Here is a 13,193-nt window from a genome sequence, read left to right as displayed (position 1 = left end):
CTCCGGGGCGGACGCGCGTCGACCGGCGCAAAAAGATCACGATTCGGTAATCGCGCTTGCTTTGTTGCGGCGTCCAACATAACGTCGGGGCATCGGGGCGCTGTCGAAGCGCTTCGACCAACCGGAGGAACCGGACGGACCGCGTCGGCGCGGACGCCCGACCGCACGAGACGATGGAGTCGAGATGGCGACGATCGCCGAGGTGGCGCAGGCCGCTGGGGTGTCCATCAGCACCGTCTCGTACGCGCTGAGCGGCAAGCGCTCGATCCGGACCGACACCCGCGACCGCGTCCTCGCCGCCGCGCAGGAGCTCGGCTACCTCCCCCACGCGAGCGCCCGGATGCTCGCCGCGCACCGCTCCCACATCATCGCGGTGAGCGAACCCGTCCACGCCGACACCGACGACGCCGCGCACATGGCCTTCGCGATGGAGTCCACCAAGGTCGCCCGCACGCACGGCTACGACACCCTGCTGCTGGTCGACGACGACGCCCTCGACGGCATGCGCCGCTCGGCCGCCACGCAGCTCGCGGACGGCATCGTGGTCCTCGACGTCGACGAGGACGATGCGCGCGTGGCGCTCGCCCGGTCGCTCGACTGCCCCACGGTGTTCGTCGGCATCCCGGCCGACACGGAGGGCCTCGTGTGCGTCGACCTCGACTTCGAGGAGGCGGCGCGCGCCGCCGTCGACCGGCTGGTCCAGTCGGGGCACCGGGAGATCGGCCTCATCTCCCACCGCGTCGAGACGCTCGACCGCGGCTCCAACTTCACGCGCCGCTTCCTGCGCGCCTTCGTCGCGCAGTGCGAGCGCCGCCACGTGCGCCACGCCGTCGTCCACCCCAACGGGCACACCGCCCAGGGAAGCGTGAACCGGCTCTTCGACGCGCTGCCCGGGCTCGACGGGATCGTGCTCAACACCACCGCCGACGTCGCCTCCTCGCTGTCCGCGACCCTGACCGCCCGCGGTCTCAGCATCCCGCGCGACATCTCGGTGATCGCGGCGGGCGTGAGCTTCTCCACCGCACGGTTCGCCGTGCCGTTCGACACCATGCCGCTCGATGCCCGCGCCTCGTGCACCGCCGCCGTGGACCTCCTGGTCCAGGCGATCGACGGCGGGGGTCTCGACCCCCGCATCGTCCTCCTCCCCCCGACGTACATCGACCAGGGTTCCGTCGTCACCAGGACGCCGGGCTACCCACCCCTCAGGCGGGTCTCATGACCAAGCTCCGCTGACCCGCGCACGCGCATCGTCGAAGCGCTTCGAAACCTCGAGCCGACGATGCACCCAGCAGGCCCCCGTGGCCACGACAAGGAAGCAGGAACGGACAATGAAGTACCGCATCGGCGCCACCGCAGCTGTGCTCGCGGCAGGCGCGCTCTCTCTCACGGCATGCTCCGGCTCGGACGACGGCGGCGACGGCGGTTCCTCCGCCGGCGCGAGCGGCGGATCCGGCGACTGGGCGGGCGAGACCCTCACCGTCATGCACTACGAAGGCGACGAGTCCGCGATGGGCATCGCCTGGAACAAGGCCATCGAGATCTTCGAGGAGGAGACCGGCGCGACCGTGAACCTCCAGACCACCGCGTTCGAGGACCTCAACGCCTCGGCGCAGCAGCTCTTCGACTCCTCGGACGCGCCCGACGTCTCCGAGTACAACAAGGGCAACGGCACCGCCGGCCAGCTCGCGGCGACCGGCGTGATCCTGCCGCTCGACGACGCGTACGAGACCTACGGCTGGGGCGACAAGCTCAGCGCCGGCATCGACACCATCGCGAAGTACGACGAGGACGGCGTCATGGGCTCCGGCTCCTGGTACGGCGTCCCGAACTACGGCGAGTTCGTGTTCCTGTACTTCAACCAGGACATGTTCGACGAATACGGCATCGAGGTGCCCACCGACGAGGCGGGCCTCGAGACCGCGATGCAGGCGTTCCTCGACGAGGGCGTCACCCCGCTCACGACCTCCGCGCAGGAGTACCCGATGGGGCAGCTCTGGTACCAGCTCGCGCTGTCGCAGGCGGACCGCCAGTGGGTCAACGACTACCAGCTGTACGAGAACGCCGTCGACTGGACCGGCCCCGAGGTGAGCTACGCCTCCGACACCCTCACGGACTGGGTCGACCAGGGCTACATCAGCAAGGACGCCTCCGGCATGACCGCCGAGGACGCCGGCCTCCAGTTCATCAACGGCGAGGCGCCGATGTTCTACTCGGGCTCCTGGTGGTACGGCCGCATGCTGTCGGACATCACCGACTTCGACTTCGGCATCGCCGAATGGCCCGGCACCACGCTGACGCCCGGCTCGGGCGGCAACATCTGGGTGGTCCCGGTCGAGTCGAAGCAGCCCGAGCTCGCGGAGATCTTCATCGACATCACCATGCGACCCGAGGTCCAGAACCTGCTGGGCGAGTCGGGCGGCCTGCCCGTCGCGGCCGACACCGAGTCGATCACCGACGAGGACGCGAAGGTGCTCATCGACCTGTTCAACCAGGTCAACGCCGATGACGGCCTGTCCTTCTACCCCGACTGGCCGACGCCCACGTTCTACGGCGACCTCAACTCCGTGATGCAGAGCATCGTTAACGGCGACGTCGACGGCGCCGGCGCGAACGACCAGCTCATGGACTACTACGAGAGCTACGTCGCGGACCTGCGCTAGCCGCCCGCACGCTCGCAAGGCGGGGGCCCCGGGACCACCGGGCCCCCGCCGGAGACGGACTCCTCATGACCTCGACCCCTCCCCTCACGCGCAAGCGCCCTCGCGCCGGCACCGACGAGCAGGCCCGCATCCCGCAGCGCGACGCGAACAAGCGCGGGTACTGGCTGTACCTCATCCCCGGCGCCCTCCTCGTGGGCCTCGTGATCTTCTACCCGATCGTGCGCAACGTGCGCCTCAGCTTCTTCCACTGGCGCGGCGGCCGCGCGGAGGAGCACTTCGCCGGGCTCGAGAACTGGATCGCGCTGTTCTCCGACACGGAGTTCCTCCAGTCGTTCAAGAACATCGTCCTGGTGATCATCGCCATGGTGATCGTCCCCACCCTGCTGGGCCTCGTCATCGCCGCGCTGCTGTTCGACGTGGTGGGCCGGCGCTTCGGCGCCAAGCTGTCGAGCTTCCTGCGCGCCACCTACTACCTGCCCCAGATCCTGCCGATCGCGGTCGCGGGCGTGATGTTCAGCTGGATCCTCAAGCCCAACTCCGACGGCGTGCTCAACCAGTTCCTGTCCGCGATCACGGGCTCGACCGTCGAGGTCAACTGGCTGGGCGGCCAGTACTCGACGGCCATGGCCTCGGTCATGGTGCTGATGATCTGGATCCAGATCGGCTACCCCGTGGTGATCTTCATGGCGGCGCTCCAGCGCGTCGACCCGCAGCTGTACGAGGCCGCGGAGCTCGACGGCGCCAACTGGTTCCAGCGCTTCCGCGCCATCACGCTGCCGATGATCCGGCCCGAGGTCTTCGTGGTCGCCCTCACCACCACGATCGCCGCGCTCAAGGTGTTCGCACCCGTGTTCATCCTCACGCAGGGCGGGCCGTCGAAGTCCACGTACGTGCCCTCGTTCTACGCGTACCAGGAGTTCATCAAGGGCACCGACAAGGGTTACGCCGCGACCATCGCCTCGGCCATCACCATCCTCGTCGTGATCGTCGCCATCATCTTCATCCGCGTGCAGACCCGCGCCGAGCGAAAGGACGCCTGAGCCATGACCGCCACCGTCCAGGCCCCCGCGCCCGCATCGTCCCCCGAGGGACGCCGGAACAAGACCCGACCGCGCACCGCGGCCGAGTGGGTGCTGCTGATCCTCGCGATCCTCGGCGCGCTCGCCGTCGTGTTCCCGATGCTGCTGCTCCTGCTCAACGCCTTCAAGTCGCCGCAGGACTACGCGAACTCGGGCCCGCTCGAGCTCCCGCAGGCGCTCAGCTTCGAGGGCATCCGCACCTTCTGGGAGACCCAGAACTTCCCGCGCGCGCTGTGGAACTCGATCTTCATCTCCACGATGGTCGCGATCATCGCGGTGGTCGTGTCCGTGCTCAACTCGTTCGCGATCGGCATCGGCCGCGTCCGCGGGCGCACGTGGATCGTGCTCGTCTTCCTCATGGCGAACCTGGTCCCGCAGGAGATGCTCTTCGACCCGCTGTTCAAGCTCTACGACGACCTGGGCCTGCTGTCGAATCCCTGGTCGGTCATCCTGACCTTCGTCGTCATCCAGTCGGCCTTCGGCACCTACCTGCTGTCGTCGCTGCTCGGGACCTTCCCGAAGGAGATCCTCGAGGCGGCCGCCGTCGACGGCGCGACGCGGTGGCGCACGCTGCGCTCGGTCATCGTGCCCGTGGTGCGACCCACGCTCTCGGTCCTCATGGTGTTCTTCTTCATCTGGACGTGGAACGAGTTCCTGCTGCCGCTGGCCTTCCTCAACACCTCGGACTCGCTGACCGTGCCGCTGCTGCTCGAGCAACTCAACGGCGAGCGCCAGACCGACACGACCACCCTCATCGCGGGCACGCTCATCAGCATCATCCCGACGATCATCTTCTTCCTCATCTTCCAGCGCACCCTCACGCGCGGCATCACGGCAGGAGCAGTGAAGTGAAGTTCACCGACGGATTCTGGCTGCGGCGCCCCGGCGTCGAGGCGCTCTACGCCGAGGAGGCCTACGACGTCTGGGCCGAGGGCGACACCCTCACGGTCCACGCCCCCACCAAGGTCATCGCGTCCCGCGGCGACGTGCTCAACCGCGCGATGCTCACGGTCACGCTGTCCTCGCCGCTCGAGGGCGTGGTGCGGGTCCGGATCGACCATCACCAGGGCGCGCGGCCGTCCCCCGGCTTCCGCATGCCCGGCGCCTCCGAGGGTGCGGGCGTGGCCGTGGTGGACGATGCGGGCGGCACCCTGACGTCCGGGCGCCTCACCGCGCGCGTCGCGCAGGGCGCCCCGTGGCGCCTCGACTTCGAGGTCGACGGCGAGCGCATCACCGGCTCGGGCCACCACTCGGTCGGCTACATGCGGCTCGCCAAGGACGCTCCGGTGCCCGCGGAGCCCGCGGGCGTGGCCGGCTACACCGAGACGGGGCTCGCGCCGCATCGTGCCTACGTGCACGAGCAGCTCGACCTGGGCGTCGGCGAGACCATCTACGGCCTCGGCGAGCGCTTCGGCCCGTTCGTGAAGAACGGTCAGAGCGTGGACATCTGGCACGCCGACGGCGGCACCAGCTCCGAGCAGGCCTACAAGTCCGTGCCCTTCTACCTGTCGTCGCGCGGCTACGGCGTCCTGGTCAACCACCCCGAGCACGTGAGCTTCGAGGTGGGATCCGAGGCCGTCGAGCGCGTGCAGTTCTCGACCGGCGGCGAGTCGCTCGAGTACCTGGTGTTCGCGGGTCCCACCCCGGCCGAGGCGGTGGAGCGGTACACGCGGCTGCTGGGCCGCCCGCCTCGCGTGCCCGACTGGTCGTTCGGGCTGTGGCTGTCGACCTCGTTCACCACGCAGTACGGCGAGGCGACGGTGGCGTCGTTCGTCGACGGCATGCGCGAGCGCGACATCCCGCTGTCGGTGTTCCACTACGACTGCTTCTGGATGCGCGAGTTCAACTGGACCGACGGCGTGTGGGACGAGCGCGTGTTCCCCGACCCGGACGCGATGCTCGAGCGGATGCACACCGAGAAGGACCTGCACGTGTCCGCGTGGATCAACCCCTACATCGCGCAGCGCGGCCGGATGTTCCGCGAGGGGGTCGAGAACGGCTACCTGGTCAAGCGCGCGGACGGGTCGGTGTGGCAGTGGGACCTGTGGCAGGCCGGCATGGGCCTGGTCGACTTCACCAACCCCGACGCGCGGGCGTGGTTCCAGGAGTTCGTCCGCCGCCTCGCGCGCCAGGGCGTGGACGCGATCAAGACCGACTTCGGCGAGCGCATCCCCACCGATGTGGTGTGGCACGACGGCTCGGACCCGCAGACCATGCACAACCTCTACACGCAGCTGTACAACGAGGCCGTGTGGGAGGCGCTGGTCGAGGAGAAGGGCGAGGGGCAGGCGGTCCTGTTCGCGCGCTCGGGCACGGCAGGCGGGCAGACGATGCCCGTGCACTGGGGCGGAGACAACTCGTCGTCGTACGTGTCGATGGCCGAGACCCTGCGCGGCGGGCTGTCGCTCATGTCGTCCGGGTTCGGCTACTGGAGCCACGACATCGGCGGCTTCGAGGGCACCCCCGACGCCGGCGTCTTCAAGCGCTGGCTGGCCTTCGGCCTCATGTCCTCGCACTCGCGACTCCACGGCAGCGGCTCCTACCGCGTGCCGTGGGCCTTCGACGACGAGGCCGTCGACGTCGCGCGCGCCTTCACGAAGCTCAAGCTGTCGCTCATGCCGTACCTGTACGCCGCCTCGGTCGAGACGTCCGAGACCGGGCTGCCGATGATGCGGCCGATGTTCCTCGCGTTCCCCGGCGACCCCGCGACGCAGCACCTGGACCGGCAGTACATGCTCGGCCCGGACCTCCTGGTCGCGCCGGTCATGTCGGAGTCCGGGACGGTCGACCTCTACCTGCCCGAGGGCGAGTGGACGTCGCTGCTCACCGGGGACCGCGTGCAGGGCGGCCGCTGGCTGCGCGAGACGCACGGGTTCGACTCGATGCCGCTGTACGTGCGCCCCGGCGCGGTGCTCGCGCGCGGCACGCGGGACGACCGCCCCGACTACGACTACCTCGCGGACGTCGAGCTGGTGGTCTACCCGGGCGGACCCGCCACGCGCGAGGTCGCCCTCCACTCGTCGGACGGCTCGAGCGACACCGTCACCATCGCCTCGCGCGAGGGCTCGCTCACGGCGTCCGGCGCCTCCGGCCGCACCTACGCGGTCCGCGAGGCCTAGGGGGACGATGCGGCGGTGGGGCCCCTCAGCCCGCCGCCGCATCGTCCGCCGCCTCGGCCCCCACCCCACCACCGTCACCCCCCACCACCGTCACCCCCCACCCCGGAATGGGGCACTCACGGTCGGTTTCCGGACCCGGCTGCGCGCCATGGGGCATCCGCTGCCGGGGCCAGCGGTGCGCCGATCGCAGATGCCCCATGGGAGGCGGCGGAGCCCGCGGATCGACCGTGAGCGCCCCATCGCGACCCGGGCCCGGCCGGGATGGGGGCACGCTGCACCGAAGCGGCCCGGACCGCCCCGGTAGCCTGGCCCCATGACCCCGGCAGACGCCCCGCAGCTCCGTCCCGACACCCTCGCCGTGCACGCCGGCCACACCCGGTCGCCGTTCGATGAGATGTCCGAGCCGATCTACATGACGCAGGGCTACGTCTACCCCACCGCGCGCGAGGCGGAGGCGGCGTTCGCCGGCGAGATCGACCGCTACCAGTACTCGCGGTACGCCAACCCGACGGTGACGATGTTCGAGCAGCGCCTCGCCGCGATCGAGGGAGCCGAGGACTGCTTCGCGACCGCGACCGGCATGGCGGCGGTGTTCGTGTCGCTCGCCGCGATCCTGCGCCAGGGCGACCGGCTGGTCGCGTCGCGCGCGCTGTTCGGCACCTCAATCACCACGTTCGACGAGTACTTCGCGAACTGGGGCATCCGCGTCGACTACGTCGACGGCCACGTCAACGATGACTGGGAGCGTGCGCTCGCCGAGCCGGCCACCGCCGTCTTCTGCGAGTCGCCCACCAACCCCATGCAGGACGTGGTCGACATCCCGTTCGTCGCCGGCCTCGCCAGGGGCGCGGGCGCGCTGTTCATCGTGGACAACGTGTTCGCGACGCCGCTGGGGCAGAAGCCGCTCGCGCTGGGCGCCGACGCGGTCGTCTACTCCGCCACCAAGCACATCGACGGCCAGGGCCGCGTGCTGGGCGGCGCGGTGCTGGGCGGACGCGAGTACGTCGACAAGGTGCGCCAGATGGTCCGCACGATGGGCGCGACGATGTCCCCGTTCACCGCCTGGGTGCTCGGCAAGTCGCTCGAGACGCTCGGCGTGCGGGTGAAGGCGCAGGCCGCCGCCGCGCTCGACCTCGCGACGTGGCTCGACGCGCACCCCAAGGTCGCCGTCGCGCGCTACCCGCTGCTGCCCTCGCACCCGCACCACGAGCGCGCGAAGGCGCAGATGACCCTGGGCGGCACCCTGGTGACCATCGACATCGCGCTTCCCGACGGCACCGACCCCCACGGTCCGGAGGCCAAGGCCGCGGCGTTCCGCTTCCTCGACGCGCTGCAGGTGGTGGCGATCTCGAACAACCTCGGCGACGCGAAGTCGATCGCGACGCACCCCGCGACCACCACGCATCGGAAGATCGGTCCGGAGCGCCGCGCGCGCGTCGGGATGTCCGATGCCACGGTGCGGCTGAGCATCGGCCTCGAGGACGTCGAGGACCTGCGCGAGGACCTCGCGCGCGCCCTCGACGCGATCTAGACCCGCCGCGCGGGGGCGGGACCTGCCCGTGTTAGCGTCGCAGCCATGAGCAGCGGCGCCTCATCCGCCGCCGGCGCGGCCACCGCAGAACCCCCCGAGCCGCTCGCGCTGCGCCTCATCGGACGCGGCTCGCTCGCGGGCGCCGCGATCGTCATGGCGATCGCCCTGGTCTACGCCGTGATCGTGCCCGCGGTCGCGGACTCCGTGTCGGCACCGGCGCCTCCGCGCATCGTCGAGATCGGGGGCGGCGCCACCGTGTCCGTCACCGACGACTGGTCGGTCGCGGCCGCGAGCCCCGGCGTCACCACCCTGACCCAGGGCGGCGCGAGCCTCGTCATCACCGTCCCCCACGAGTCCGACCTCCACCCCGCGCAGGCCATCGACGGCGTGATCGACGAATGGCTCTCCGCGGGCCAGGGCGAGATCGCCGTCGCGCCGTCGCCTCGCGCCTTCACCACGGACGCGGGGGACGATGCGGTGACCGTGGCCCTCCAGGACCCCCTCCGGTCCGGGCAGGCATGGGTGGTCTCCGACGGCTCGCGGCAGGTGGTCGCGCTGCTCACGACGCCGCAGGCGGGATGGGAGGCCGCGTCGGCGTCCGCGCAGACCGTCATCCGCTCCCTCGAGCTCCCCGCGGAGCCCTCGTGACGGGCGAGGCGAGCGCGCGCGCTCGCACGCTCCGGCCCCGCACGCCGACGTTCGTGGACGGGCGCTCGTGGGTGTTCTGGACCATGGTGCTGCTCGCCATCGTGGCGTTCTCCCAGGTCGCGCCCCTGGTGCTCGAGTCGCTGCTCGCCAACCCCGCGTCGGGGTTCTACGCCGCCGCCGTGTGGGGCGCGTACGGGCTGGTGTTCGCCTCCGCGGTCTACCTGCTCGAGCTGTACGAGCGGCGCCGGGTGATCAACGTGATCGGTGCGCTGCTGTGGGGCGCCGTTGTCGCGGTGGGGATGTCCCACATCGCGGGGCCGTCGATGCACACGATCGTGGGCGCGCGGATGGGCGAGGACTCGCTGTGGCTGTCCTCGATCGCGGCGCCGTTGGTCGAGGAGCCGCTCAAGGCGCTCGGCGTCATCGCGCTCGCGCTGATCCCCGGCTCACGCATCCGCACGGTCGCGGACGGCGCGTTCTACGGCGGCATGATCGGCCTGGGGTTCCAGGTGGTCGAGGGCTTCCTCTACACCGCAAGGACCGCCGCGCTCGCGGGCGACGCCATGGAGACGGTCACCCAGATGTTCGTGCTCCGCGGCATCGTCGCGGGGCTGTGGAGCCACGCCGCGTTCTCGGCGGTGGCGGGCGCCGGCATCGCGTTCTTCTTCGTCTCGGTGGCGCCTGCCCTGCAGCGCTGGGCGGTGGCGCTCGGCTCGCTCGGCGCAGCGATGGCGCTGCACGCGTTCCTCAACTCACCCGTGATCCAGGGGACGCAGGTGAGCTCGGCGCTCATCAAGGGCGTGCCGATCGTCGCGGTGCTGCTCACCACGCTTCACGTGAGCCACCTGCGCGAGCGCGCGGTGTTCGCGCGGACGGCGCGCGTCACCGTGCCCGATCACCTGGTGAGCCCCGCCGACTTCGAGGTGCTGTCGACGCGCAACCGCCGCCGCCACGCTCGCGCCGAGATGCGCGACCGCCACGGGCGGCCCGCCTCGCGGGATCTGCATCGCCTCCAGCGCGCGCAGCTCGCGCTGCTGGTCGCGGCGCACAGCGACGGGATGATCTCGAGCAGGGCGGCGGAGGCCGCGGGGCGCGTGACGTCGGCGCGCTCGTCGCTCGCGTGGTCGATCGTGGGGCGGTAGAGCGGTCCAGCGGCGGTCAGCGCCCCATGGGACGCGCCCAGGGCTCGAACGCGACCGTCAGCGCCCCATTGCGGAGGGGGTGCCGGGGTACGGGGGCGCGGGGTGCCGGGGTGCCGGGGCGCGGGCGCGGGTGCGGGGGGTGCAGGGATCGCGCTGGGCCCCTCAGCCCCGCAGCCCTCGGAACCTCCGCAGCCACAGCGAGTTGCCCACCACGAACAGGCTCGACGCCCCCATCGCCGCCGCCGCGATCATGGGGTCCAGCACGCCGAGCGCCGCGAGCGGGATGGCCGCGACGTTGTACGCGAAGGCCCACACGAGGTTGCCGCGGATCGTCGCGTAGGTGCGCCGCGACAGCGCGATGGCGTCGGCCGCTGCGCGCGGATCGCCCGAGACGATGGTGAGGTCGGACGCCTCGCGCGCGACGTCCGCGCCCGTCCCGATCGCGAGGCCCAGGTCGGCGCGCGCGAGCGCCGGCGCATCGTTCACGCCGTCGCCGACCATCGCGACCCGCCGGCCGCCTTCCTGGAGCGACCGGACCACGTCCTCCTTGTCGCCGGGCAGCACCTCGGCGATGACGCGCTCGATGCCGACCTCCGTCCCGACCGCCTCGGCTGCACGCCGGTTGTCCCCCGTGAGCAGGACCACCTCGACGCCCAGGCCGCGCAGCGCGGCGACGGCCTCGGGCGCGGAATCCTTGACGCGGTCGCGCACCGCGATCGCCATCTCCGCGACCAGCGGGGCACGGGTGGACGATGCGGCGCCTCCCAGGAGGCCGCCCCCGAGCGGGGCGGCCCGGCCGGCGAGCACCACGGTCTCGCCGTGCGACTCGCGCACGACGGCCCACTCGTCGAGCTCCGCGGGCACGCTGTCGAACAGGCGTCGCGAGCCGACGGTGACATCGGCGTGCGCGCCGTCGACGCCGGCCCGCTGCACGGTCGCCGTCACGCCCTGGCCGGGCGTCGACCGGAAGCCCTTGAGCGGGACCCGTGCCTCGCGCGACTCCGCGATCGCGCGCGCCACCGGATGCTCCGATCGCGCCTCCACCGAGGCGACGGCGTCGAGCAGGGTGCCCGCCGCATCGTCCGCCAGGCCCGGGGCATGCGTCGCGACCAGGGCCATCCGGCCCTCGGTCAGGGTGCCCGTCTTGTCGAGCACCACGGTCTGGAGCCGGCGCGCGTCCTCGAGCGCCTGAGGGCCGCGGACCAGGATGCCCAGCTGGGCGCCGCGGCCCGTGCCGACCATGAGCGCGAGGGGGGTCGCGAGGCCCAGCGCGCACGGGCAGCTGATGATGAGCACCGCGACCGCGGCCGTCATGGCGTCCACGGCGGAGCCGGTCCACATGAGCCACGCCGCCGCGGTGAGCGCCGCGATCGCGACCACGACGGGCACGAAGATCCCGGCGATGCGATCCGCGAGCCGCTGCACGCGAGCCTTGCCGGACTGCGCCTCGTCGACCATGCGGGCGATCTGCGCGAGCATCGTCTCCTCGCCCACGCGCGTCGCCTCGACGGTGAGCGCGCCGTCGGTCGCGATGGTGCCGCCGACCACCTCGACGCCGGGGCGCGCCGCGACCGGCACGGGCTCGCCGGTCACGAGGCTCGCGTCGACGGCGGCCTCGCCCTCGACCACCACGCCGTCCGTGGCGATCGCCTCGCCGGGCCGCGCGAGGAAGCGCATCCCGACGCCGAGGGCGGCGCGTGGGACCTCGGTGCCGTCCTCGAGCACCACGGTCGCGCTCTGCCGCGCGCCGAGCGCCCGGATCGCGTCGCCCGCATGCGCGGTCGAGCGCACCTCGAGCCACTTGCCCAGCACGATGAGCGTGACGATGACGGCGCCCGTCTCGAAGTACACGTGCCCCAGGTCGCCCGCGAGCAGGGTCGCGACGGACCAGGTCCACGCGACCGCGGTGCCCAGGCTCACCAGGGTGTCCATGGTGGTGGTGCCGTGGCGCAGGCTCTTCACGGCGGAGACGTGGAACGGCCAGCCCGCCCACCACACGACGGGCGTCGCGAGCAGGCCCGCGACCAGCTCCCAGCCCGGGAAGTGCAGCGCCGGGATCATCGACACGAGCACCGTGGGCAGCGACAGCACCGCGGCCACGAGGAACCGGCGACGGTAGCCGGCGATCCGCCGGGTGTCGTTGCGGGCCTGCGCCTCGGCCTCCTCGGCGCGGGCGTCGAGGCCGCTCGCGGCGGGACGATGCGCGGCGTCGCCCTCCCCCGCGCGCTGGGTGAGCACCTGGTAGCCCAGGCCGGTGATCGCGGCGCGCATCGTGTCCTCGAGCTCGGCGGGCTCGAGCGTGCCGTCGGGCAGCACGCGCGCGCGGCGGGTGGCGATGTTGACGTCGGCCCCGCCCACGCCCGGCAGGGCGGCGAGGCCGCGCTGGATGCCGGTGGCGCAGCCGGCGCAGGTCATGCCGCCCACGGACAGCTCGATCGCGACGGCCGCGGGCGGGGCGGCCGGCGCGGCCGGCGCGGCCGGCTCGGGGGTCTCGGGGGCGCCTGCGGGCGCCGTGTCGGTGCTCATGCCGTCACGCTAGGCCTTCCCGTGGGCTGGAAGGTCAAGCGCGAGCACCTGGCAGCGGTTGGGATCGTTGCAGTCGGCAGGGTCGAGCGCGTCCGCGCGCCGCGCCAAGGCCGTGAGTTCCGCCTTCGCGGCCAGCAGGCTCGCGATCTGCGCATCGATGTCGCGCAGGTGGCGCTCGAGCGCCGCGCGCGAGTGCTCGCACGTGCTCTCCCCGCGGTCCTTCATGTGGAGGATGTCGCCGGTCTCCGCGAGCGTCATGCCCGACGCCTGCGCGTCGCGGATGAAGCGCAGCCGCTCGAGGGCCGTCTCGCCGTAGTCGCGATAGCCGTTGGTGCGCCGCTCGGGCGCGTCCAGGAGCCCGATGCTCTCGTAGTACCGCACGGTCTTCGCCGTGACGCCGCCTCGCGCGGCAAGCTCGCCGATCTGCATGTTTCCAGCGTAAGGGAACGTTGCGTCGCGGGGAATGGGGCCAGGGTCCCACCCCCCGG

At 71.9% G+C, this 13,193-nt stretch carries 10 protein-coding genes; 8 read left to right on the top strand and 2 right to left on the bottom strand.

All coding sequences use genetic code 11. The features are described 5' to 3' along the window. Positions 1 to 184: 184 nt before the first annotated feature. The 8 genes from AOM09_RS13570 to AOM09_RS13535 all read left to right on the top strand — a co-directional run bounded on the left by AOM09_RS13570 (position 185) and on the right by AOM09_RS13535 (position 10,179). Positions 185 to 1,219: a LacI family DNA-binding transcriptional regulator gene (locus tag AOM09_RS13570; protein ID WP_062389596.1), complete on the top strand. Its 1,035-nt coding sequence runs from the start codon at positions 185 to 187 to the stop codon at positions 1,217 to 1,219. 109 nt (positions 1,220 to 1,328) lie between these two features. Next, the gene (locus AOM09_RS13565) at positions 1,329 to 2,660 is read left to right on the top strand and encodes an ABC transporter substrate-binding protein (protein WP_062389593.1); all 1,332 of its coding nucleotides are present in this window, start codon (positions 1,329 to 1,331) and stop codon (positions 2,658 to 2,660) included. 65 nt (positions 2,661 to 2,725) lie between these two features. Further along, positions 2,726 to 3,700 (top strand): carbohydrate ABC transporter permease, encoded by a 975-nt coding sequence (locus AOM09_RS13560; protein ID WP_062389590.1) that lies wholly within the window; start codon positions 2,726 to 2,728, stop codon positions 3,698 to 3,700. A gap of 3 nt (positions 3,701 to 3,703) precedes the next feature. Then, positions 3,704 to 4,591 carry a carbohydrate ABC transporter permease gene (locus AOM09_RS13555; protein WP_062389587.1) on the top strand — a complete coding sequence of 296 codons (888 nt, stop codon included), beginning with the start codon at positions 3,704 to 3,706 and terminating at the stop codon, positions 4,589 to 4,591. Next, positions 4,588 to 6,858, top strand: a complete 2,271-nt coding sequence (gene yicI / locus AOM09_RS13550) for an alpha-xylosidase (RefSeq protein ID WP_062389584.1) — start codon at positions 4,588 to 4,590, stop codon at positions 6,856 to 6,858. Before AOM09_RS13555 ends, yicI begins: the two co-directional genes overlap by 4 nt. Positions 6,859 to 7,171: 313 nt before the next feature. After that, entirely contained in the window at positions 7,172 to 8,389 is a 1,218-nt protein-coding gene (gene metZ / locus AOM09_RS13545; RefSeq protein ID WP_062389581.1) for an O-succinylhomoserine sulfhydrylase, read from the top strand. Between the two features lie 45 nt (positions 8,390 to 8,434). Then, positions 8,435 to 9,037 (top strand): hypothetical protein, encoded by a 603-nt coding sequence (locus AOM09_RS15395; RefSeq protein WP_062389578.1) that lies wholly within the window; start codon positions 8,435 to 8,437, stop codon positions 9,035 to 9,037. Further along, positions 9,034 to 10,179, top strand: a complete 1,146-nt coding sequence (locus AOM09_RS13535; protein WP_062389575.1) for a PrsW family intramembrane metalloprotease — start codon at positions 9,034 to 9,036, stop codon at positions 10,177 to 10,179. Before AOM09_RS15395 ends, AOM09_RS13535 begins: the two co-directional genes overlap by 4 nt. Positions 10,180 to 10,341: 162 nt before the next feature. Here the strand turns inward: AOM09_RS13535 and AOM09_RS13530 are convergent, their stop codons facing one another. Next, a complete protein-coding gene (locus tag AOM09_RS13530) occupies positions 10,342 to 12,705 on the bottom strand; it encodes a heavy metal translocating P-type ATPase (RefSeq protein WP_062389572.1) in 2,364 nt (787 codons plus the stop codon). Between the two features lie 9 nt (positions 12,706 to 12,714). Next, a complete protein-coding gene (locus tag AOM09_RS13525; RefSeq protein WP_062389569.1) occupies positions 12,715 to 13,134 on the bottom strand; it encodes a heavy metal-responsive transcriptional regulator in 420 nt (139 codons plus the stop codon). Between the last annotated feature and the right edge of the window lie 59 nt (positions 13,135 to 13,193).

The sequence above is a fragment of the Demequina iriomotensis genome (assembly GCF_000971395.1).
In the GTDB taxonomy this organism is placed as follows: Bacteria; Actinomycetota; Actinomycetes; order Actinomycetales; family Demequinaceae; genus Demequina; species Demequina iriomotensis.
This window is presented reverse-complemented; position numbering and strand designations above follow the sequence as displayed.